Raw genomic sequence first — 22750 nt, forward strand, 5'->3', positions numbered from 1 at the left:
TTCACCGTCAACAATCAACGCCCCAGAGAAGCACCAACTGCCTCGAACACCAGCGGCATTCATCAGCGAAGCCCACGAGTATATGACAGATTTGGGGCCGTGCAAGACCAGCCCAAAGAAACTTGAAAAGGGGCCTCTTCGAGCCCCTCCATACAGAGCCCATCTCCCTGCCGCCAAGCCCTGACATTGGCTCCTCCGATAATCCGCGCCACATGGCACTCATCACACTCCTCGACGCCCAACTGGCGTTCGGTCACGTCCCGCTGCTGGATCATGCGGACTTTTCTCTTCTCGAATCGGAGCGCATCGGCCTGATCGGCCGCAATGGCGCGGGCAAGTCTTCCCTGCTCAAGATACTGGGCGGCCTGGAGAAGACCGACGACGGCACTCTCCAGTTGCAGCAGAACCTCCGGGTGGCCTATGTGGCCCAGGAACCTCTTCTAGATATGGATGCGGACGTCTTCACCGCAGCCAGCCAGGGCCTGGCCCCCGTCATTGCCATTCGCGATCTCTATCTCTCCGGTGCGGACGGCCTCGACCTGGATGCCCTCCAATCCCAAATCGAAGCCTTCGACGCCTGGAACTGGGAGCAGCGCGTGGAAGAAACGCTGCACCGCCTGCACCTCGATCGCGATGCCCGCGTCGGCTCTCTCTCCGGAGGCACCCGCAAGCGTGTCGCCCTGGCGCAGGCTCTGGTGGCCGCGCCAGACGTCCTCCTGCTGGACGAGCCCACCAACCACCTGGACCTCGACTCCATCGAATGGCTCGAACAGCTGCTGATCGACTTCAAGGGCAGCGTCGTTACCGTCACCCATGACCGCAGCTTCCTGAACCGCGTCGCCACCCGCATCGTGGAGCTGGACCGAGGCAAGCTGGGCTCCTACCCCGGCAACTTCGAGCAATACCTGCTGCAGAAGGAAGAGCAGCTCGCCCAGGAGGCCGTCATCAGCGCCAAGGCCGACAAGCTCCTGGCCCAGGAAGAAATCTGGATCCGCAAGGGCGTGGAAGCCCGCCGCACCCGCAGCCAGAGCCGCATCACCCGCCTGCAGGAACTGCGCGCCAGCCGCGTCGCCCGCCGGGAAGTGCAAGGCAGCGTCAACATGGACGTCGCCTCCGGCCAGTCCAGCGGCAAGATCGTGGCCGAGCTCACCGAGGCCACTAAGTCCTTCGGCGAAAAGACCGTCATCCGCAAGTTCAGCGGCACCATCCTGCGCGGCGACAAGGTCGGGCTGCTCGGCCCCAACGGCGCGGGCAAGACGACCCTGCTGAAGCTGATCCTGGGCGAGCTCGAGCCCGACAGCGGCAAGATCCGCCGCGGCACCAACCTGCAGGTGGCGTACTTCGACCAGATGCGCGACAAGCTCGACCTCGACGCCACCCTGGAAGACTTCATCAGCCCCGGCAGCGAGTGGATTGAGATCGGCTCGCAGAAGAAGCACGTCAAGAGCTACCTCTCGGACTTCCTCTTCTCCCCCGCGCGTGCCAACTCCCCCGTGCGCTCGCTCAGCGGCGGCGAACGCAACCGCCTGCTGCTGGCCCGCCTGTTCGCGCGACCGGCCAACGTGCTGGTGCTCGACGAGCCGACCAACGACCTCGACATCGACACCCTGGAGTTGCTCGAGAACCTGTTGCAGGACTACGACGGCACCGTGTTCCTCGTGAGCCACGACCGGACCTTCCTCGACAACGTGGTCACCAGCACCATCGCCTACGAAGGCGACGGCAGCTGGCGCGAGTACGAAGGCAGCGTGCAGGACTGGCTGATCCAGTCCAAGCGCGCCCGCGAGATCGCCGAGCAGCGCGCGGCCGCGGCACCCGCCCCGACGCCAGCCCCCGCACCCGCCCCGGCCGCGGCGGAAGCCTCCGCCCCCAAGGCAACAGGCGCCCGCAAGAAGCTCTCCTATAAAGAGCAGCGCGAACTCGACACCCTCCCCGCCCAGATCGCAGCCCTCGAAGCCGAGCAGACGCGCATCACCGAAATGCTCGAACTCGACGGCGGCGCCATCTACGCCAGCGACGCGTCGCGCGCCGCCGAGCTGGCCGAGCGCCACGCCAGGATCGACGACGAACTGCTCTCCGCCCTGGAGCGCCAGGAAGAGCTCACCGCCGGACGCTGACACCCGTCGGCGCCGATCGTCCGCCCGTCCGACGCCGGGCGGGCGCCGACTAGGCTATATATGCGGCTCACCCTTCCAAGCCCCGGGAAAGCCGCATGCCTTCTTCCTTCCAGACGTTCTTGCGCCGATCCACTGCGCTTCTCGCGCTGCTGATCCTCGGTGCCTGCGCACAGCTGCCCCAGAACGTCGACCGGCCCGTCTCGACCGCTCTCGCCTCGCCAGCCGCCGGCACCGCGATGGCCGATCTGGTGCAGCAGCGCCGGCAGGCCGACAAGGCCCGCTACGAATCCGGCTTCCTGCTCCTGGGCGGTCCGCAGGCGGCCTACGGCAGCCGGCTCGCGCTGATCGAGGGTGCCCAGAAGACGCTGGACCTGCAGTACTACGCGATCCACGCCGATGCCAGCACCGGCCGCCTGCTGCGCGGCCTGCGCTCGGCGGCCGAGCGCGGCGTGCGGGTGCGCGTGCTGCTCGACGACTTCCACACCACCGGCCGCGACGCATTGGTGCTGGGCCTGGCCTTCATACCGAACATCGAGATGCGCCTGTTCAACCCGCTGGCCGGCTCGCGCGACTCCACCTTCAGCCGCCTGCTCAACTCGATCGATGACGCCTCGCGCATCCAGCAGCGCATGCACAACAAGCTGTTCCTGGCCGACAACGTGCTCGGCGTCACGGGCGGGCGCAACCTCGGCGATGCGTATTTCGGCAACGCGACAAACGGCAACTTCGTCGATGTCGACGTGCTGGCGGCCGGACCCATCGTGCAAGACCTCTCGCGCAGCTTCGACAGCTACTGGAACAACGAGCGCGCCTACCCGGTGCAATCGCTGGTCACGCGCGAGGAACTGCAGGCTATGCGCGACCGCGCGCGCAAGGCCGACCAGGAGCTGGCCGAAGAATCTGCCAGCCAGCAGAAAGCCTCGGACAACGCCCCTCCCACCGCCGAACAGCGCGCCCGCGCCTGGGACGAAAAGCCGCTGGACCTGCGCACCGCCACCTTCGTCTGGGCGCCGGCCGCGATGTTGGCGGACAAGCCCGGCAAGATACCCGCCGATTCAGGCCCCGAAAGCGCGAAGGCGCCGGGCCTCGTGGTCAGCCGGCCCGGCGACAAGGCCGGCACCTCGCCCGGTGCGGCCTCGCTGGAAGCCGCGTCCGATCTGGCCGCCAGCGGCGACACCGTGGTCGAAGGGCTGCTGCAGCTGATCGGCCAGGCGCGCGCCGACCTGCTCATCATCTCGCCCTACTTCGTGCCCGGAAAGGACATGTTGCAAGCCTTTTCCGCGGCTCGCACCCGGGGCGTGCGCATTCGCGTGCTGACCAACTCGCTGGCCTCGAACGACGCGCCGGTGGCGCACGTGGGCTACGCACGCCACCGCGAGGAGTTGCTCGGAATGGGCATCGAACTCTACGAACTGCGCAGCGAGCAGGCGGGCTTCGGCAACGTCTTCGGCTCCTCGGGCGGCAGCAGCGCCACCGGCGAATCGCGCGCCATGCTGCACTCCAAGGTGCTGGTGATGGACGGCCGTCTGCTGGTGGTCGGATCGATGAACCTCGACCTGCGATCGCAACTGCAGAACACCGAGATCGCGCTGCTGATCCGCAGCAACGAACTCTCGCGCGCCGCGTCCGAGCAGATCGAACGCGGCATGCGCGAGCGCTCGTGGCATGTCGAGCTGGTCGACGGCTCCCTGCTGTGGCGCGCGCCCGAGGGCAGCGGCCTGAAGGACACCACCACCGAGCCCGATGCCAGCGCCACGCTGCGGCTGCTGCTCAAGCTCTTCGGGCCGCTGGCACCAGACCAGCTGCTTTAGAAAAAACGTCAGTGCTTGTGCTGATGGGCCGATCCGGCCGCATCGGCACCTTCGGGCGCCCCCACCGGCAGCGTCACGTCCAGCGCGGTCTTCACGCCCTTGGCGTCCTCGAACTTCAGCGTCATCGGCACGGTCGCGCCCTTGGCCAGCGCGCCCTTCAGGTCCATCATCATCACGTGATAGCCGCCGGGCTTGAGCTCGACAGTCTGGCCCGCGGGCAGGTCGAGGCCGCCGGTCAGTTCGCGCATCTTCATGGTGTCGCCTTCCATCTTCATCTCGTGCACTTCGGCAATGCCGGCGGCCGGGGTGGAGATGCTCACCAGCTTCGCGCCGGTGGGCGCAGTGAGCTTCATGAAGGCACCGGTGCCGCTCTGGCCCGGCACCGACTGGCGCACCCAGCCGTCGCGCACGTCGACCGTGGCCACGCCCTGCGCCACCACGTTCAGCTTGGCGGCCGGGCTCTTCAGGCCGGCGGTCGAGCTGCCCGAGGCCGGCACCTCGGCCCAGTCGGCCACGCCGGTATCGCAGGTCTGCAGCACCTTGAACCACAGCGTGCCGGGCGTCGCGGGCACCTTGCCGCGCAGCACGAACTCGGCACGCTCGCTGCCGGGCAACGCGTTCTCGGGCTTTTCTGCCGTCCAGCGCACTTCGCCATCACCGCTCTTCTGCACGTCGAGCTTCCAGCCCTTGCGCTCCTGCGCGTCGCTCAGCACGAAGCCCTTGGGCAGGCGCACGGCGAGGCCGGTGGTGGCCTTGGCACCTTCGCAGGCGTGGCCGACACGGAAAGCGGCGTTGTAGTCGCTACCGACGGTGGCACCGCCCGGCGGCAGGGTGACGTGCGCCACAGCGGCGCCCATGCCCGCCAGCATGGCGCAGGCAGCGGCGGTCTTGAGGGCGGTCATCGAAGTCTTGTTCATATCGTGTCCTTGCAGTTGGAGTGAAAGAGTCAAAGGTCGAACTTGAGTTCGGCCACGTAGGTGCGCTGCGGGTACGGGTGGAAGGCCCAGTACTTGTTGTTGTTCAGGTTGTCGATGCCGAAGGACGCGCTCCATTGCTTGTCGATCCGGTAGCGTATGCGCGCGTCGACCACGAAGAACTTCGAGAAGCCCATGTACGCGAAGCCGTTGGGGTCGCTGTTGTCGAGCGTGCCGTACTGCTTGCCGCTGTAGCGCGCGCCGACGGTGTAGCTCCAGCTGGCGTCCGGCCGGTAGGTGGCGAGCAGCGTGGCGCGCACCTTCGGCACGCGCGGCTGGTCGTGGCCGACGCTGACGGGAAAGCCGCTGTTGGCGGTGATCTTCGAGCGGGTCAGCGTGAGGCTGCCGCCGAGGTCGAGCCCCCGCACGCCCACATCGACCGCATTCATCGCCACTTCGAGCCCGCGCGTGCGGATGGCATCGACGTTCTGCACCGTGCTCACAAGGTTGGTGAGGGCCTGCGTGTAGAGCGCGTCCTTCGTGTTCTCGAAGAACAGCGTGGTGCGCAGCACGCCGTCGAGCCCCCAGCCCTTCAGGTCGCGCTCGGCGCTGAGCTCGGTGGTCCACGAGCGTTCGGGGCGCAGGTTCGGATTGGTGTTGATGATCTGGTTTCCGCTGATCGAGCCCTGGTAGAGCTCGCTCACCGTCGGCATGCGCACCGCGCGGCCGGTCGAGGCCTTGAGGAGCCAGTCGGACGTGGCCTGCCAGGCGATGGCGGCCTTGGGCGAGTCGTAGCTGTTCTTGCGCGGCGCAAAGTTCAGCAGCGTGGCCGCGCTGCCGAGCTGGCCGCCGTAGGCTTCCCAGCGCTCGTGGCGCAGGCCGAGCGTGGTCTTCCAGTCCTTCGCGAAGCGCCAGGTGTCCTGCACGTAGAGCGACTGCAGCCGGGTGTTGCCGTTGAAGGCCGAGAACGGCGAGACGGGCGATCCGTTGATCCAGTCGAGCGTGTTGCCGACGCTGGTGCGCAGGCGCGCCGTGTCCTGCTGGAAGCCGAAGTCGACCACGTGCGCGCCCACGCCCTCGGCCGAGCCGGTAGGCCGCCAGGTGCCTGCCGCCTTGAAGGTGTTCCAGCCGGAGCCGCCCATGTCGGTGGTGCGGCCCGGCCCGCCGCTGAAGGCGCCCGGCAGCGGCGTGGTGGGCGTGCGCGAGGTGTCGCTCGAATAGTCGAACAGGCTCGCCGCCACCTCCCAGTCGAACACGCCGCCGGTGTGGCTCTTCACCGAGAGGCCGTGCATGTAGTGCGTGAGCGCGGTCTCGGTCGGTGCGAGCGCGGCGCTCGGCGAATCGAGGTTGTAGGTGCGTCCGCCGATGTTCACGCGGCCGCCGAACACCGGCCGCCCGAGCGCATCGCGCAGCCAGGTGTCGACGCCGCCGTGCGTGGTGTTGTTCCACGCGCCCAGCGTGTAGGTGGCGCGCACGGTGGGCGAGAAGTCGTACGCCACCTTGAGCTTGGCCTGCTCCTGCGTGGTGTCGTAGATGGTGGAGCCGCCCACCAGCCACCAGGGCTGGTTCGACGGGTTCAGCCCCAGCACCGCGCCGATCACGGGCGTGCCTGCGCTGCCGACCGTGCCCGCACTCACCAGCCGGTTGCCGAACACCAGCGCCTGCCCCTTGCTGTGGGTGCGCGAGGCGCTGAGCCACCACGACCAGTCGCCGCTGCGGCTGCCCAGCGACAGGTCGAGCTGCTGGCCGGCCGGCGAGGAATGGCTGTTGTACAGATCGAAGTTCGACACGAAGCCGCTGAGCTTGACGTGCGCCTCCAGCTGCGTGGGCATGCGCGTCACGTAGTCGACCACCGCGCCCACCGAGTTGCCGGGGTAGGCAGCAGAGAACGGCCCGTAGAGCACGTCGACCCGCTCGATTTCTTCCGGCGACACCATGCCCCAGCGAGGCGCGTAGGTGGCGCCGTTGCCCAGCGGGTTCGACAGCATGATGCCGTCGGCATAGACCAGCGAGCGAGCGCTGTTGCCCGTGCCTGAAGCGCGGGTGGCGAGCACGGCATGGTTGAAGTCGCCGATGTAGCGCTTGCGCACGACCAGGCTCGGCAGGTACTTGAGCGCGTCTTCGCTGTCGGTGGCGTTGACGGTTTCGACGATCTGGTCGTGCGTCACGCCTTCGATGGTGGTGGGGATCTGCGCCGGCAGCGAGGTCGGCCGGCCGCCGCTCACGGTGACGGTGCTGAGCGAACGGCCACCGGTGCCGCTTTCAGGCGCTTCGGCGGGCTGCTGCTGCGCCAGCGCAGGCGCGCCAAGAGGAAATGCCATGGCGATCGCCAGGGCGCGGGAATGCTTTTTCAAGAGGAACCTTCTCCACGAAACTTCAAGCCAGACAGGCCGCACACGCACTCGGTCGTGCGTATGCAGCTATGGTTTTGAGAGCGTCAGGAGAAAGTCGGGGGCCCGCGCGCCGGCAGCGGCGCCGCGGTGGCCGCGGCAAGGCGCGCGGCGGGAATGGACTGGACCACGCGGCCCAGCGGCAAGGGAAGATCGAAAACCGGAACCGCCATGGCCGGCGGCGGCGCGCCGGTCAGCACGCACAGCGGGCAGTCCATGTGCGAGGCGCCCATTTCCTGCGCGCCGTCTTCGGTGTGGACTACCACCTTGATCGAGCCGGCGCTGGAGCACACAAGCTCCATCGACTGCGGATTCACCAGCGGCGACGCCACCGCCACGCCCAGCGACATCACGAACCACAGCAGCACCCAGCGGCCGACGAGGCCGAGGATGCGGGTGTGGGTTCGCAGCGCGTGCATGGCGGGCGATTATCTGCGCACTTTGCCCTTGGCGGCAGGGGCCGCGGCCTTGGCTGGCGCTTTGGCGGGGGCCTTGGCGCCCCTGGCGGCGGGTGCCGCCTTCGTCGATTTGCCGCCCTTCTGCACCGCCTGCCCGCGCTGGCCCTTCACGGCCTTGCCGCCGCGCACGGCCCTTGGCGCGGGCGATGGCGCCGCGAGCGCGGGCATCGGCTGCGCCGTCTGCGCCTGCGCGTTGGTCAGCACCGGCGTCACGGTGAAGCCGCGCGCAGCCATCAGCGTGGGCAACCCCTGCGGGCCGATCATGTGCAACGCCCCGACCGCCGCGAACACGCCCTTGCCGCCGGCGTGCAGGCGCTCGATGCCATCGGCCAGGTTCGGGTTGCGGTCGTCGAGCAGGCGCTTCATCAGACGCTGCTCGGCAGGCGTCTTGAGGCAGTCGCACCACTCGGGATAGCTAGCCAGTTTGGCCGCGTCGCTGCGCGCCCAGACATCGGCCAGTTCCTTGAGCTGGCCGCGCAGCTTGCCGGACTCCAGCTCGTCGAGTGCCGCATCGACCTGCTCGGCTTCTTCGGCTTCGGACTCGCCCGTCAGCACCTTGATCTGTTCAGCCGCGTTTTCGAGCGCGACGATCGGCTTGCTGCTGTTGCGGGCGGAGACCGCCAGCGTCTCGTCCACGCCGAATTCCGGGTACAGCCCATCGGCACGCCCCGCCAGACCGGCCAGCGCCGTGACCTGCAGGATCGGCTGCAGCTTCGACAGCGTTCCCGGCGGCACGCAAGCTTCAGAGTTCTGGCGCTCCAGCCGGCGGGCGCGCTCGCCGCTGAGCATGCGCGCCAGCAGCTCCGGGTCGGCCGGCCGGGCCATGGCGCGGGCGGTGGCCTCGTCGCGCAGGTCGAGTTCCAGCGCGAGGGTATCGCTCTGCGCCAGCGCCTTCTGGATGGTCGGGCCGGGCCGCACCCAGTCGCCGCGGCCGACGTGGATGGTGCCGTAGAGCCACGAGGTGCGCCCGTCGCGCTCGATGCGCCAGAGCACCCCGCGGTCGACGCCGTTGCGCACGCCCATGCCCGGCTTCTCGAGGCTGGCGATGGCCGATGGCGGGCAGGCGGCATGCGCCGCCGCGAAGCTGAACACACAGCACGCGCCAGTCAGGATCTGGCGTGGCATGCGCCGGAAATCCGGCGCGGAAGGAAGAAGAGAGAGGATGTCGCGCATCCGCGCGATGACATGCATGCCGCGCATCCGCGCGGCGAGGACCCGGAGTATCCGCAAGGCTTGCTCCACGATGAAAGAAAGTCCGGCATTCTCACAGCACCGCTGCCCATAATCCGAAACCATGCAGAGCATCTTCCACCTTGCCTTCAACGTTCGCGACCTCGACGGCGCCCGCCGCTTCTATGGCGACGTGCTCGGCTGCGCCGAAGGCCGCAGCACCGACACCTGGGTCGACTTCGACTTCTTCGGCCACCAGATTTCCCTCCACCTCGGCGAACCCTTCGCCACCGCCCGCACCGGCCGCGTCGGCGACGTGATGGTGCCGATGCCGCACTTCGGCCTCGCGCTGGCCCTGCCCGACTGGCAGGCAATGGCCGTGCGGCTCGAAGCCGCCGGCACCGAGTTCGTGCTGAAGCCGCAGGTGCGCTTCGAGGGCCAGCCGGGCGAGCAATGGACGATGTTCTTCTTCGACCCGTTCGGCAACCCGATCGAGATCAAGGGCTTGCGCTCGCTCGAAACGCTGTACGACAAGTGAAATGACCCCGCGCCGGATCGCCCCTCGCGGCGCCGCCGCACTCTTCGCACTCCTCTGTGCCACGGCGGCGCACGCGCAGCTCGACTGCGAGCTCAACGGCCGCAGCGTGAACCCGGCCAACGGCAGCAGCACCGCCGGCAAGACCGGCCTGCTGCGCTGCAAGGACCACGCAACCGGCGAGCTGCAGCGCGAAGAGCAGATCCAGAACGGCGTGTCGATGGGCCTGGTGCGCATCTACGAGAAGGGCAAGCTCGCCAAGGAGCACAGCCTCAACGCCAAGGGCAACCTGCACGGCCGCGCCCGCGAGTTCTCGCCCACGGGCCGCGTACTGCGCGACGCCACCTACGACGACGGCCAGGAGCGCGGGCTGGTGCGCAACTTCTACCCCGACGGCAAGCTGCGGCGCGCCATCTTCTATCCCGACACCGGCAGCGGCAGCGAACGCGCGTCGGTCGAATTCACCGAGAACGGCCAGCTTTCGGCCCTGCGCTGCGCGGACGCGCCCACGCTCGCGCCGGTGGCGGACGACGCCAAGCTCTGCGGCTTCACGGGCACCGGCCCGTCGCAGGTCGACCTGTTCGACGCGCGCGGCAGCCTGCGTTCGCGGCTTTCTTTCGTGTCGGGCAAGCGGGTGCGCTCGCAGAGCTTCTACGACAACGGCAAGACCGCATCGCTGGACGAAACCGTGGGCAACCAGCGCACCGAGCAGAACTACTCGTCCGAAGGCATCAAGCGCCGCGAGACGGTGTACCTGCTGGTCGAGCGCGCGAGCATCCGCGTGCGCGAGCAGGCCTTCTCCGAAAAGGGCACGCTGGTGCGCGACCAGCGCTGGAACAGCGCGGGCGAGCCTATCGTCGACGACGGCTACTACCTCAACGGCCAGCCGCGCAGCAAGTCGGCCTACAGCGGCAGCGGCGACGCGCGCGCGGTCGAGATCACCGAGTTCTACGACAGCGGCCAGCGCGCCGCGCAGGGCCGCTACGAGATCGCGGGCCGCAACCGGCAGATTCCGGTCGGCACCCACCAGCGCTTCAGCGAGAAGGGCTCGCTGCTGGCCGAGTCGAGCTTCGACGCCAAGGGCCGCGTGACGCGCGAGCGCACCTGGGACGAAAGCGGCGAATTGCAGCGCGACGACGAAGTCCTCGAAGACGGCTCGCGAAAGGCGTTCACCCGCTAGGGCAAACGCCGGTTGCCGGCATCAGTCCAGCTTGATGCCGGCCTGCTTGATGATCGGGCCCCAGCGCTTCGACTCCGCGCGCGACAGCGCCGCGAACTGCGCCGGCGAGCCCGGCATCGCCTCCATGCCGAAGTCTTCGAAACGCTTCTGCACGGCCGGCGTGCCGAATGCCTTGTTCAGGTCGCCGTTGAGCCTGTTCACCACCGCGGGCGGCAGGCCGGCCGGGCCGAGGATACCCTGGAACGCGAACACTTCGGTGTTGGGCACGCCCACTTCGGCCAGCGTCGGCACGTTGGGCAGCAGCTTGCTGCGCGCGCCCGAGCCGATGGCCAGCACCCGCACCTTGTTGCTCTGCATGATCGACAGGCCCGAGGCCAGGTCGAGGAACATGCAGGGCACCTGCCCGCCCATCACGTCGGCCATGGCCGGCGCCGCGCCGCGGTACGGAATGTGGGTGATGAAGGTGCCGGTGCGCACCTTGAACATTTCCATTGCCAGGTGGTGCGGCGAGCCGTTGCCGGGCGAGGCGTAGTTGACCTTGCCGGGATTGGCCTTCACGTAGGCCAGGAACTCCTTGAAGTTCTTCGCCGGGAAGTCCGGATGCACCACCAGCGCGAGCGGAAACTTGCCGATCGCGCCGATGTAGGTGAAGTCTCTTTCGGGGTTGAATGGCAGCTTGCTGAACAGGTGCTCGTTGAAGGCCAGCACCGCGTTGTCGGCCGAGAGGATCGTGTAGCCGTCGGGCTTGCTCTTGGCGACGAGGTCGGCGCCGATGTTGGTCGAGGCGCCGGGGCGGTTGTCGACCACGATCTGCTGGCCCAGCGTCTGGCGCATCGATTCGGCCAGCACGCGCGCGATCACGTCGGTGCCGCCGCCCGCCGGATAGGGCACGACCCACTTGATGAGCTGCGCGGGGTACTCCTGCGCGTGGGCGAAAGGCGTGGCGGCCACTGCGGCGCCGGAAGCGAGCGTGGCGAGAAGGGTGCGGCGATCCATGGATCAGTCTCCAGTCGTTTGTAATTTGGAAGGTCAGGAAGCGGACAGCGATGGTACGGGCAGCTCGTGCAGCGCATCGGCCAGCGCGGCGCGGCAGCGCGCCTCGTCTCCGACCTGCTCGAACAGCAGCAGCGCGAGCCGCGCCAGGAACAGCGATTCGCGCTCGGCGCCCGCCTCGGTGATGGCGCGTGCGCACTCGGCATAGAGGCGGTCGCGGGCGTCGGGGTTCAGCGGTGTCGTGGTCATGCGAGGGGCTCCTGGGCCGCGCGGGCCAGTGCAGGTTGCAGGGCGCCGGGCGGCAGGCGATGCCAGCGCGCGGCCACGTGGCCATCGGGACGCAGCAGATAGACCGCGCCTTCTTGCGCGCCGAGCGCTTCGAAGACGGCGGGAGATGCATGCGCGTCGGCGCCGTCGATGCCCGGGGCCGCGATGCTGTGCACGACGAAGGGCAGCGCGCCCTGCAGTGCCTGCGCAATGTCGGGCGCAGGCAGCGGGGCCACATCGGGCCGCAGCACCAGCAGCGTGAAGGTCGGCGCGATCCAGTCGGTGAGGTGGCCTTGCGCGAGTTGCTGCTCGGGCATCACCTCGCCCGGCAGCGGACCCCTCGGCAGTTCGTCACCCTCGCTAGACAGTGGCGAATCGGCATAGCGCACGGCCTGCGTCTGGCGCGGATTGATGAGCTGCGCAATGCCGCGATGCGCTTCCGACAGCGACAGCGCCGCCTCGCGCAGCAGGTCGAAGCCCCGCGATGGCGGCGACATGAACTCGGTGCTGCGCATCGCGTTCTCGGCGTTCACATGGAAGGCCGCGATGCGCTCCTGCGAGTACGAGTCGAGCAGCGCCGCATCTGACAACCCCCTTGCCACGAACGCCAGCTTCCACGCGAGGTTGTCCGCATCGTCGAAGCCCGAGTTGAGCCCACGCACGCCGAAGATCGGCATTGCATGCGCCGCGTTGCCCGCGAACACGACGCGGCCGTGGCGATAGCTGTCGAGCGTCATCGCGCCGGCGCGGTAGACCGAGGTCCACACCGTCTTCCACGGCAGGTGGCCTTCGCCGATGGCGTCGAGGTGGCGTTGCACGAACTCGGCCACGGCCGGCGGCTGCAGCGCTTCTTCGGTGCTCTGGCCGGGGCGCAGCTGGTAGTCGATGCGCCAGATGTCGTCGGGCTGGCGGTGCATCAGCACGGTCGAGCCGGGGTTCCACGGCGGGTCGAACCACGCGCGGCGCTCGGTCGGGTGGCCGCTGTGCAACTCGATGTCAATGATCACGTAGCGGCCTTCATAGCCTGTGCCCTCGAGCGCGAGCCCCATCGCCTTGCGCACGAAGCTCTGGCCGCCGTCGCAGGCCGCGAGCCACTGTCCGTGCAGCCGGTAGGCGCCTTCGACGTTGCGCACGTCGAGCGTCACGCCCTCATCGCTTTGCGCGAGACCGGTGAGCTCGGTGCCCCAGCGGATGTCGATGAGCCCCGGCGTCTGCTCGTTGCGGCGGAAGATTTCCTCCAGCAGATAGTGCTCGGCGTAGTACTGCTCGAGGTTGATCATCGGCGGCAGCTTTTGCTGCGCGTCGTGCGGCATCTCGAAGCGGAACACTTCGGCCGTCTTGTAGAAGCTGCGACCGCCAGTCCACGGCAGGCCCTTGGCCATGAAGCCGGGCAGTACGCCGAGCCGCTCCATGATTTCAAGGCTGCGCCGCGAGATGCAGGCCGCGCGGCTGCCCACGCACACCGTGTCGTCGGCTTCGAGGATCACGCTGCGCACGCCGTGGTTCGCGAGCCCCAGCGCGAGCGCCATGCCGACCGGCCCACCGCCCGCGATCACCACTGGATGGCGGCCGGGTTCGATACCGCCTTCTTCGAGCGGCGGCGTCCAGGGCTTGTAGCGCGTGTAGTGGAAGGCGCCGACCGACGGCGGCAGTTCAGTGGCGCTGGCCGGCGGAGGCACGGGGCCGCTGGCGGCATCGGGAGAGTTCGTCATCCGACGGGATTGTCCCGATGCGCGGGGGCCGTCAATGTCATAACTTCGTACGAGGTACTTACCCGAACTGCTCTTCTTTTTCTTCACGCATGAGACGCTGGCGCATCCACCCGACCGACACCGCGCTGGCCGCAGCCGTCGTCGGCGACGTGCTCTCCGGCGTGGGCACGCCGCACCTGGCGACCAGCTATCTCAAGGCGATGCAGCGCGTGATGCCGGTGACTTTCTGCACCGTGTTCGTGGTCGATGCCACCGGCCGCATCGAGGCGGTGTCTGCCGCCAGCAGCTACGGCAGCACGGCAGAGCGCACCACCGAACGCTATGTGGCGCAGCGCTTCGACCTGCTCGACCCGAACATGGCCTGGCTCGCTGCGCGCAAGCTGCCGAAACGCGCGCAGCTATGGCTGGGCCACCAGCACGCCGACGAAGTGGCCGACCCGGCCTACCGCGCCGCCTGCTATGGCGACGTCGGCATCCGCGAACGAGCGTCGGTGCTGTTGCTGCTGCCCACGGGGCAGCGCGTGGCGGTGAGCTTCTACCGCAGCCTCGCGCAGCCGGAGTTCGATGCATCGGACTTCGCGCGCATCGAGGCGCACGCCACGCTGCTGGCCGACGCCACCGCGGCGCATGGCCGCAGCGCTGTGGCCGTAAGGGAGGCGGTGGAGCCCACGCTGGCCTCGCGGCTGCTGAGGCTGAGCCTGCGCGAACGCGAGGTCATCGGCCTCCTGATGGCTGGGAAGACGGCGAAAGAAGCGGCGCGCGAGATCGGCGTGGAGCTGACGACTGTGCGCACGCATCAGTACCGGGCGTTCCGGCGGCTGGGGATACGGTCGCAGAAAGAACTGCTGCGCGGCGCCGGTCCGGGCTGAAACGCGGCTTCAGTCTTCCGCGGTCTCTTCCTGCGCCGGGGCGGGCTTCACCAGCGACACCGGCGCCTCCTTCGGCCGCCCGGCCGTCGACACGATCTCCTGGTCGATCGCGCCGAACAGCGAACGCCCGTCCAGCCCCTTCATCTCGATGCGGATGGTGTCGCCGAACTTCATGAAATCGGTATACGGCTGGCCGGTCTGGATGGTCTCGATGCAGCGCTTCTCGGCGATGCACGAATAGCCCTTGGGCCAGTCCATGTGGCCGTTTTTCTCCACGCCCTTGTTGCTCACGGTGCCGCTGCCCACGATGCTGCCGGCGCGCACGTTGCGTGTCTTGGCGATGTGGGCGATGAGCTGGCCGAAGTGGAAGGTCATCTCGGGGCCGGCGTCGCACATGCCGACCTTGCGGCCGTTCCAGCTGCTTTGCAGCGCCAGGTGCACGCGGCCGTCCTGCCAGGCCTCGCCGATCTCGTCGAGCGTCACGGCCACGGGGCTGAAGGCGGTGGCGGGCTTGCTCTGGAAGAAGCCGAAGCCCTTGGCCAGCTCGGCCGGAATCAGGTTGCGCAGGCTCACGTCGTTGGCCAGCATCACGAGGCGGATGCCGTCGAGCGCCTGGTCGGGCGTGGAGCCCATGCGCACGTCGCCGGTGATGACCGCAATCTCGGCCTCGAAGTCGATGCCCATGGCTTCATTGGGCACGATCACGTCGTCGGTCGGGCCGAGGAAGTCGTCGCTGCCGCCCTGGTACATCAGCGGGTCGCTGTAGAAACTCTCGGGCACTTCGGCGTTGCGCGCCTTGCGCACCAGCTCGACGTGGTTGATGTAGGCCGAGCCATCCGCCCACTGGTAGGCGCGCGGCAGCGGGGCCATGCACATCGACGGATCGAAGGGGAAGGCGTGGCGCGCGCGGCCGGTGTTGAGGGAGTCGTACAGGTCCTGCAGCTGCGGGCTCATGAAGCCCCAGTCGTCCAGCACCTGCTGCAGCCGGCTCGCGATGCCGGTGGCGTAGTGGGCGAGCGTGAGGTCGCGCGAGACAACGACGAGCTGGCCGTCGCGCGAGCCGTCCTTCAGGGTGGCGAGTTTCATGATGCGGTGCGTGCGTGATGGCGCGGGACACGGCGCGTGCACGAGGCCGGGCGCCGCTCCCACTTAAACTGGTTGAACGGGCGGCAGTGTACCGAGGTGGTCTTCGTGAACCTCCGGGCCGGCGCCTCACTCCACACACTGATGTCGACGCTCGTCGCCCCTCCTTCTTCCTTGCTGCCTCCCGGCCTGCCCGGGCGTCCGTCGTGGCGGGTGCTGATCGGTCTGACGCTGCTGGTGGCGCTGATCCACCTGCTGGTGCTCGGGCTGGCGCCGGTGGCCATCGGGCCGGAACCCTCGCCACTGGCGAGCAAGTTCAGCACGCGGACGATCGTGATCGCGCCGCCGGCTTCTGAAAAGCCCGCTGCGCCGGCTGCCGCCCCGGCGGAAGCCAAGCCAGCACCGCCGCCCAAGCCGCGCCGGCCCCGCGAGCCGTCGGCGCCCCGTCCGAAGCCGGCTCCTGCGGCCGTTACGCCAGCGCCGGAGCCAGACGCTTCCGTGCCCCCTGCTCCGGAAACACCCGACCTGACGGCCCAGGCTGCTCCCGATTCAGGAGCAGCACCGCCCGAAGCAGCCGCCAGCGCCCCGGCTGGTGCGTCTTCCCCTGCCGGTGGCACGGGCAGCGGCACCAAGATGACCGGCGGCAGCGAAGCCTCGGGAACCATCGCCGGCACCCAGGCGCTGAGGATCCCCGGTTCGGTCACGCTCGATTTCGAAGCCACGGGCCAGGTGGGGGCCTCCCCGCAGCGGGGCGTGTTCGGTGAGCTCGTCTGGCTGCAGGATGGCTCCCGCTACGACGGGCGGCTGACGCTCAAGGCGGTGTTCTTCACCCTGCTCAACTGGCACAGCACCGGCCGCATCGGCCCCTCCGGCCTAGAGCCCGAGCGGTACTCCGAAAGCCGCAAGGCCGAGGTGGCGTCGCATTTCGTGCGCGACCAGGGGCAGATCGTGTTCAGCAACAACACGCCCCCCGTGCCCCTGCTGGCCGGCGCGCAGGACCGCATGAGCGTCATGATGCAGCTCGGCGGCCTGCTGGCGGCCAGCCCGGATCGCTATCCGGCGGGCACCCGGATCTCGGTCCAGACCGTGGGGCCGCGCGATGCCGACGTCTGGGTCTTCGTGGTCGGCGAAGAGGAAAAGATAGCCCTCCCGGCCGGCGAATACACCGCGCGCAAGCTCACCCGCAACCCGCGCCGGGATTTCGATAGAAAACTTGAGCTCTGGCTTGCGCCAGCGTACGGTTATCTGCCCGTGCGCATCAGGCAGACGGAAGCAAACGGCGACTTCGCTGACGCCCAATTGCGCAAACCCCTACCCGCGGGACCCTCGAATTGAGGAGAAAGTCACACTATCGAAGCAAAAGGTCCTGGAGATATGCCGATTAGCCTGTTGGTTTTACAAATAGACAACCTATCTTGAAACTGGCGCGTTGATTGCTATCTAAACCCCATGAACGCCATCGACATACTCACAGGGCCCGCCATGAACATGCTTTATGACTCGGAGTCTTTCGTCGTCGTACACGTGCAGCCCAATGAAGGCGAGGAGCCCGCGCAGCCGAATGTGCCGGTTCTGGAGCGCCATGGCTTCGAGATCGTGGACAAGCGTTCGGGCAAGGAGGTGTACCTCGACGGCTCCTGGGCCGAACTGTTCCAGCAGCAGATCGCCGCCTGGCAGCTCAACACTCCCACCCAGGAAGAGGTCGAAGACACGCTCGAAGGCTACGCCGAGCTGGCCCACACCCCCGTGTTGGTGCACTGAGCCGAAAACCCCGGAAACAACAACTCAGTATCAGTAGGTCACGGTCACCGTGATGGTGTCGGTATAGCTGCCCGGCGCAGCCGTGTACTGGCCGGCAGGCAGGCGACCGTAGACGGTGTGCGTGGTGCTTGCCGTCCTGCTCCCGAACCCACCTGAGGCGGACGCGCTGCCCGACACCGTGCTGGTCGCCCAGACCGTCCCATAGGTCGAACTGGTGTACAGGTTGTAGTTCAGGGTGTAGCTGCCATAGCTCATATAGCGGCTCGTGGTCGTTCCCGAATTCCCCGCACTGAGGCTGACCGTATAGCTCAAGGTGCTGGTTCCGAAGACACTTCCTGAGAACGTGGCCGCCACCGTGATGGTGCCGGTACTTGTGGTGGCACTCGTCGTGGCCGCGCTGTAGTTTCCGAAGCTCAGGGCCGTCGCGCTGATGGTGGCAGAGCAGGTCGGCGTCCCGAGCCCCGTCGACGTGCATGACGCATGTGCCGACGCGGCAGCCAACGCGCCAATCAGACCAGCAACCCAGATCAGCGCGCTGTAGTAGTTGAAAGCATCGTTTCGCATGTGTAGGGCCCGATTTGTGGCAGCGTGCCGGTGGTCGGAATGGGGCCGACCGTGAAACTGCAATGGCCAGTGCGCCAATTCGCCTCGAAGCGTTCGCCCGCACGGGGGCGATCGAGCTGCAACGTGCCGCCGTAGCCGGTGATCAATGGAGACGGACGGCCTTCGCCGACAACGTCGATGCCAGCCGGCAGCGGCGACCCGTCGGGCAGCCGGATCTGCATGGTGGCGCTCAGGTCGCGCGAGATGTCGAAGGTGGCCGCCGCAACGCCCTTGTACGACGGCACGACCTGCAGCACGTCGGAGTACACCTGCGCCGAAATCGGCAGATCGCCGTTGTCCACGCTGATCTTGTTCAGCTCATGGGCACGCAAGCCGGTCACGAGGGCATGCCCCTCGCCGTCGGTCGTCGTCGCCAGGTTGTTCTCCCGGTAGATCTTGATGCCGGCCGCGCCAGGCACCGTCACCAGCGCAAAGCCGTCGCTGGACGATTGCGCCGCGAAGAACATGCCCGACGTATAGCCCAGTGAGCCCTCGGCAAGCACCCTGGCGCTGGTTTCCTTGTTGAGGTCGACGACCTGCGCGTTGAAGCTCGCATAGGGGGTCCGCCAGGTTGCCTCGGCCTGGGCGCGCTTTGTCTCGCCATTCGAGGCCGCGACGCGCCAGCCCAGCCCCTCATCGCTCGGAGTCGCCTGGCTGACGTCGACCGTGGTGGTGGTCTTTCCATTCTGCCGGTTGGTCGTGGCCGATGCGGTCTGCCGGTCGCCCAGCGGAAGGGTCAGGCTCAAGCCGACCGATGCGACGCGTTGGCGATTCGCCGTGGCGCCCGAGTCGGTGCGCGCCACATAGGTGTTCAGGAACACTGCCCCGAGTTGAATGGAATGGTTGAGCGAAAGCACCTTGGCCTCGTCGCCGCCGCTGTAGCGCAATGCCGTGTAGGCCAGGCCCAGGCTGCCATAGCGGCGGCCAAGGGAGCGCCCCAGGAACAGTTGGGTCTGCCCGGTCGTGTGCGTCTGGCTGTCCAGCCATGCAACCTGCATGAAGCCCGCGCTGGCGGATTGCCGGCTTGCCGAGAAGCTCCACTCAGGAGCGATGTGCGCAAACGAGACGCGCCCGAGCGTTCCGTTGCCCGCGTCCTGCGAGCGACTGGCCGCGCCGTGCAGTCCGAACTCCCCCAGCGGCGCCCACACCCAGGTCAGGCCGGCGCCAGCAACCTGAACCTGCGCGCCGGCCTCGCCATGCAGTTCCATGGTGGCCGTCTCGCTGAGTCCGCGGCGCCAGTTGCCGGCGGCGAACGGGCTGCCGTAGTCATTGCTCTGAAGGCCATAGTTGAGGCGACTCCACCCCACGTTGACCGAGTAGTCCGACAAGCCCGCGCGCAGCAGATTCGTGCTCACGTAGTAAGGCGTCGTGACGGTGCGCCGCACGCCCAGCGCATCGGACACCGAGAAGCTCATCTCACCCGCGCCGCTGAGCACCGGCACGTTGCTCAACGAGAACGGGCCCGAATCGACCTGCCCCTGATAGTGCAGCGTGTTGTTCACATAGGCTTCGAGCGTCGACGCGACGGCCGATCCGCCCGTGAGCGACGGCACCGGATAGCTGATGTATCCGGGGCTCAGGCCGAACTGCGTGCCGAACTGCACCCCGGCAAAGCGCGACGGCGTAGACCACGCGGCGTTCTGCGTGATGGCGTCGCCAACCGTCAGCCGCGTCAGGCGATCCGGGTCGTCGTAGCGGTAGTAGCTGTCGAGCCGGACCATCTTGCTCAGCGACGAAAGGCCCGTCGCATTCTGATAGGCCGACTGGCCGACGAGCACGCTGTTCGCCAGCAATCCCCATTGGCCCGAAACCGTGCTGTCGAGCAGTCCCGATGCGGCAGTGCCGTTGCTGTCGTGCTGCAACGCCATGTTGTAGTTGACGAAGGCGGCATTGACGGAAGGCGTGAGCGACGGCCGGTTCGCGGCCTTGCCGGTGAGTGCACTGGCCACGAATGCCGTCACGGGCAAGCGCACTTGCGCCGTCTGCGTGCTTTCTTCCAGCGCCAGGCTGCCATTGGGCAACGCGGCGGGGTCGTAGTAGTCGGCCCCCTCGACCACGGCCGTCGCCTGGGCGGGAACGATGACGCGCCACGCCTGCAAATCGGCACGGCTGAACAACAGCTTGCCCCCGTGCCGGAGCGCAGAGCGTGCAGGCCCCTCTGCCGTGCCATTGACTTCGACGTCGATGATTACCGGGGTGAACGCCCGATCGTCCGCGATCACTTGGGCCTGCGCCATGTGTGCCACCGGCAGCCAGCAAGCGAAAGCGACCAGGCTACTGAGCTGCTGCAGCCGTCGCACCGGGAACTTGCAGGAAGACGGGGGACAGCGGCACTTCGGAGTCCGCCTGCGCCTCGAGCTGGAGTCTGGCGCCCGGCGGCAGTGAAGGCAGCACGACCGGCAACCTGGCGCTTTGCTGCGGCAGCACGTAAACCGACATACGTTGACGCAAGAGTTCGCTGCCATCCGCATGGCGCACGGTGACTTGCGTGATCTGGATGTGCTCGCGCCCCAGGTTGTCGATGGTCAGCGCCGACGCGCTCAGATGCCACGCGACCGAAGGCGCTCCCGCAGGGGACGAAGGGGGCACGAAGATCGGCAGGACCAGTTGCAGCAGCGTCTGCAATTCAGCGCCCGCCCCCTCGGTCCCCGTTGGCAGCGCCTTGTCGCGCGGCAACTGCCTCAGGAAGATGCGGTAGCTGCGCTCATCGGCCAGCGCGGGCACCTGCAAGCCAAGGCGCACGATCTGCCGGCCATTGGCCGGAATCCGGAAGATCGCCGGATTGACCAGTACCTCGCGCGTAGGCGCATAGACGTCCTGCTGATCCTTCTGCGCCCAGCTCATGACTTCGGCCTGCATCGAGATCTCGCTGGCACCGTCGTTGGTCACGACCAGCGAAGCGACTGGCCGGTTGGGCTGCAGCACGACGCGGACCGGCGCGATCTGGATGCTCGCGGCCCGAACGTCGACAGGAACGGCCGAGACGGCCATCGCCGCCGCCGAACCGAGGATGATCGCCGCGCGCGCCAGGAGCTGACGCATAGCCCAATCGAGGGACATGGACCGTGAACGCTCAGTAGGTGAGCGTCAGGGTGATCGTGTCGGTGTAGTCCGTTGCGGGCGCCACTGCGTACTGGGCGGCCGGGACCTTGCCGTAGACCGTATGGGTCACGGCCGAACCTGTGCCGGTGTAGTCCGACCCCGTCGTGCTGTTGCTCCAGTTGGTCGCATACGAGGAGTCCTTGTAGAGACCGTACGACAGGCTGTTGTAGCCGCTCGTCGCCGTGGCGCTCGTCATGGTCCGGGCCGTCACCGAGCCGCTGGTGCCTGCGCTCATGCCCAGCGAGTAGGTGGTGCCGTAGGTGCACTGCACGGTGAACGAGGTCGCGCCGGTGAGCGCAGTGCCCGGGGTGAAGCTTCCGAACGCGAGCGTGTCGGGCGTGGCCATGGCGCAGGAACTGAGCACCGTGGCCGTCACCTTGAAGGTCGTGGTGGCCGTCGTGGCGTGTGCGGACTGGAGCGGCAGCACGGCAAGCGCCACCAGGGCCGTGGCAATGGCGCCACCGAGTCTCAAGTTATTCATATCTACCCCGTAAGTGTCGGAAATTGAACTCCCGGATAGATAGATATCCGGCCCGTATCGCGAGTCACATGTGGTCTTTGGTATGACTTGTTCGCGACGGGCCGAGTAAACCCAAAGACTTAGTAAAAAATTAGCAGGCTGTCAGTTAAAAGTTTCAGAGGTGTGCAGCGGTAAATCCACCGAAACTTCGGCGGCGTCCGCGCGGCCAGCGCGCGGACGACAGGCACAGGAGGAAATGGACGGCACTGCGCGCGTGTGCCGAGGGCATACGATGGCGCGATGCCTCCTCCAAACTGGCCCGTTCGGGCCTCCCGATTCCTGCTGTTCCCCCTGCTCGCCGCCACCGCGTTCACGGGCTGTTCGGCGCTGTCCTCTTCCGGCGCCGATGCGCCCGACGCGCCCATCGCACGCCGCGTCGCGGCGCTCCAGCCGATCGATGCCCTGCTGCTCGGCGAGCAGCACGACGCGCCCGAGCACCATGTCATCGAACGCGAAACCGTCGAGGCGCTGGTCGCGCGCGGCCACCTCGCCGCGCTGGCGCTCGAGATGGCCGAGGAAGGCCGCAGCACCGCGCAGCTCACGCCCACCGCCACCGAGGCCCAGGTGCAGGCCGCCCTCGACTGGAGCGACAAGGCCTGGCCCTGGGCCAGCTACGGCCCCGCCGTGATGGTCGCAGTGCGCGCGGGCGTGCCCGTGGTCGGCGCCAACCTGCCGCGCGTCCGTATGAAAGACGCCATGGCCGACGTCTCGCTCGACGTGCAGCTCAACGGCGAGGCCTACACCGCGCAGCAGGACGCCGTGCGCGATGGCCACTGCAGGATGCTCCCCGAGTCGCAGATCGTCCCGATGACGCGCATCCAGGTCGGCCGCGACCGCGCGATGGCGCAGGCCATCGTCAAGGCGAAACGCCCGGGCCAGACGGTGCTGCTGATCGCCGGAGCCGGCCACGTCGTGCGCACGCTCGGCGTGCCGCAGCACCTGCCCGACGACGTCAAGGTCGCCACGGTGCGGCTGATGGCCGCGCCGGCTGCTCCTTCGCCCGAGGCAGTAGCGGGCGACTACGACCGCACATGGCGGACACCGCCCCTGCCCGAAAAAGACTACTGCGCAGAGTTCAAGCGGCAGGCAAGACCGCAACCGAAAGCCTGAGCGCCCCATCGACAAGAAAAAAGCCGCGAGCCCGAAGGCCCGCGGCTTTTTCTTTCAGTATGACCCGTCCTGACCTGGGTTGACACCTTTTCCCTCAGAAAAGGCGAGTCAATGGAATCAGGCATCAAACGCACGCAGCGGGACTACACGCTGGC

20 protein-coding genes are annotated in these 22750 nt (G+C 67.8%); 8 read left to right on the top strand and 12 right to left on the bottom strand.

The genetic code is table 11. The features are described from left to right. Positions 1-212: 212 nt before the first annotated feature. Entirely contained in the window at positions 213-2117 is a 1905-nt protein-coding gene (locus BLV60_RS33135; RefSeq protein WP_093059935.1) for an ATP-binding cassette domain-containing protein, read from the top strand. A gap of 95 nt (positions 2118-2212) precedes the next feature. Beyond that, entirely contained in the window at positions 2213-3928 is a 1716-nt protein-coding gene (locus tag BLV60_RS33140; protein WP_093059937.1) for a phospholipase D family protein, read from the top strand. Between the two features lie 8 nt (positions 3929-3936). On the opposite strand, the gene BLV60_RS34900 is transcribed toward BLV60_RS33140, so the two are convergent. The 4 genes from BLV60_RS34900 to BLV60_RS33160 form a co-directional block, all read right to left on the bottom strand. Next, entirely contained in the window at positions 3937-4845 is a 909-nt protein-coding gene (locus BLV60_RS34900) for a copper chaperone PCu(A)C domain-containing protein (protein ID WP_307617591.1), read from the bottom strand. 29 nt (positions 4846-4874) lie between these two features. Next, positions 4875-7163 (bottom strand): TonB-dependent receptor, encoded by a 2289-nt coding sequence (locus BLV60_RS33150; RefSeq protein WP_093059969.1) that lies wholly within the window; start codon positions 7161-7163, stop codon positions 4875-4877. A 116-nt stretch (positions 7164-7279) separates the two neighbouring features. Further along, a complete protein-coding gene (locus BLV60_RS33155) occupies positions 7280-7651 on the bottom strand; it encodes a DUF2946 family protein (protein ID WP_093059939.1) in 372 nt (123 codons plus the stop codon). A 9-nt stretch (positions 7652-7660) separates the two neighbouring features. Further along, positions 7661-8815 (bottom strand): TraB/GumN family protein, encoded by a 1155-nt coding sequence (locus BLV60_RS33160; protein ID WP_256329684.1) that lies wholly within the window; start codon positions 8813-8815, stop codon positions 7661-7663. Between the two features lie 169 nt (positions 8816-8984). On the opposite strand from BLV60_RS33160, the gene BLV60_RS33165 reads away from it, so the two are divergent. After that, complete coding sequence (locus tag BLV60_RS33165) at positions 8985-9398, top strand: VOC family protein (RefSeq protein ID WP_093059941.1); 414 nt, start codon at positions 8985-8987, stop codon at positions 9396-9398. Position 9399: 1 nt separating this feature from the next. Further along, positions 9400-10575 (top strand): toxin-antitoxin system YwqK family antitoxin, encoded by a 1176-nt coding sequence (locus tag BLV60_RS33170; RefSeq protein WP_093059943.1) that lies wholly within the window; start codon positions 9400-9402, stop codon positions 10573-10575. A gap of 21 nt (positions 10576-10596) precedes the next feature. Here the strand turns inward: BLV60_RS33170 and BLV60_RS33175 are convergent, their stop codons facing one another. The 3 genes from BLV60_RS33175 to BLV60_RS33185 are packed head-to-tail and all read right to left on the bottom strand — an operon-like array spanning position 10597 to position 13547. Continuing rightward, a complete protein-coding gene (locus tag BLV60_RS33175) occupies positions 10597-11571 on the bottom strand; it encodes a Bug family tripartite tricarboxylate transporter substrate binding protein (RefSeq protein WP_093059945.1) in 975 nt (324 codons plus the stop codon). Positions 11572-11604: 33 nt separating this feature from the next. Beyond that, entirely contained in the window at positions 11605-11817 is a 213-nt protein-coding gene (locus BLV60_RS33180; protein WP_093059947.1) for a DUF2783 domain-containing protein, read from the bottom strand. After that, the gene (locus BLV60_RS33185) at positions 11814-13547 is read right to left on the bottom strand and encodes an FAD-dependent monooxygenase (protein WP_093059949.1); all 1734 of its coding nucleotides are present in this window, start codon (positions 13545-13547) and stop codon (positions 11814-11816) included. Before BLV60_RS33185 ends, BLV60_RS33180 begins: the two co-directional genes overlap by 4 nt. Positions 13548-13636: 89 nt before the next feature. Between BLV60_RS33185 and BLV60_RS34820 the strand changes: the two genes are divergently transcribed. Then, on the top strand, positions 13637-14416 hold the full coding sequence (locus BLV60_RS34820; RefSeq protein ID WP_093059951.1) for a helix-turn-helix transcriptional regulator: 780 nt from the start codon (positions 13637-13639) through the stop codon (positions 14414-14416). A 9-nt stretch (positions 14417-14425) separates the two neighbouring features. Here the strand turns inward: BLV60_RS34820 and BLV60_RS33195 are convergent, their stop codons facing one another. Further along, the gene (locus BLV60_RS33195) at positions 14426-15502 is read right to left on the bottom strand and encodes a fumarylacetoacetate hydrolase family protein (protein WP_093059953.1); all 1077 of its coding nucleotides are present in this window, start codon (positions 15500-15502) and stop codon (positions 14426-14428) included. 141 nt (positions 15503-15643) lie between these two features. Here BLV60_RS33195 and BLV60_RS33200 point away from each other — a divergent pair, with 141 nt between their 5' ends. Together BLV60_RS33200 and BLV60_RS33205 are read left to right on the top strand one after the other, a co-directional pair. Beyond that, complete coding sequence (locus BLV60_RS33200; protein WP_093059973.1) at positions 15644-16834, top strand: DUF3108 domain-containing protein; 1191 nt, start codon at positions 15644-15646, stop codon at positions 16832-16834. Positions 16835-16981: 147 nt separating this feature from the next. Then, positions 16982-17260 carry a BTH_I0359 family protein gene (locus BLV60_RS33205; RefSeq protein ID WP_176929076.1) on the top strand — a complete coding sequence of 93 codons (279 nt, stop codon included), beginning with the start codon at positions 16982-16984 and terminating at the stop codon, positions 17258-17260. A gap of 30 nt (positions 17261-17290) precedes the next feature. Here BLV60_RS33205 and BLV60_RS33210 read toward each other — a convergent pair whose 3' ends face one another. The 4 genes from BLV60_RS33210 to BLV60_RS33225 are packed head-to-tail and all read right to left on the bottom strand — an operon-like array spanning position 17291 to position 21446. Continuing rightward, a complete protein-coding gene (locus tag BLV60_RS33210) occupies positions 17291-17824 on the bottom strand; it encodes a spore coat protein U domain-containing protein (RefSeq protein WP_093059957.1) in 534 nt (177 codons plus the stop codon). Next, positions 17788-20100 (bottom strand): fimbria/pilus outer membrane usher protein, encoded by a 2313-nt coding sequence (locus BLV60_RS33215; protein ID WP_176929078.1) that lies wholly within the window; start codon positions 20098-20100, stop codon positions 17788-17790. Before BLV60_RS33215 ends, BLV60_RS33210 begins: the two co-directional genes overlap by 37 nt. A gap of 37 nt (positions 20101-20137) precedes the next feature. Beyond that, the gene (locus BLV60_RS33220; protein WP_093059961.1) at positions 20138-20923 is read right to left on the bottom strand and encodes a fimbrial biogenesis chaperone; all 786 of its coding nucleotides are present in this window, start codon (positions 20921-20923) and stop codon (positions 20138-20140) included. Positions 20924-20936: 13 nt separating this feature from the next. Beyond that, a complete protein-coding gene (locus BLV60_RS33225) occupies positions 20937-21446 on the bottom strand; it encodes a Csu type fimbrial protein (protein ID WP_093059963.1) in 510 nt (169 codons plus the stop codon). Between the two features lie 279 nt (positions 21447-21725). On the opposite strand from BLV60_RS33225, the gene BLV60_RS33230 reads away from it, so the two are divergent. Continuing rightward, complete coding sequence (locus BLV60_RS33230; protein ID WP_093059965.1) at positions 21726-22595, top strand: ChaN family lipoprotein; 870 nt, start codon at positions 21726-21728, stop codon at positions 22593-22595. Positions 22596-22750 lie beyond the last annotated feature (155 nt).

This window comes from Variovorax sp. YR634 (assembly GCF_900106655.1).
In the GTDB taxonomy this organism is placed as follows: domain Bacteria; phylum Pseudomonadota; class Gammaproteobacteria; order Burkholderiales; family Burkholderiaceae_C; genus Variovorax.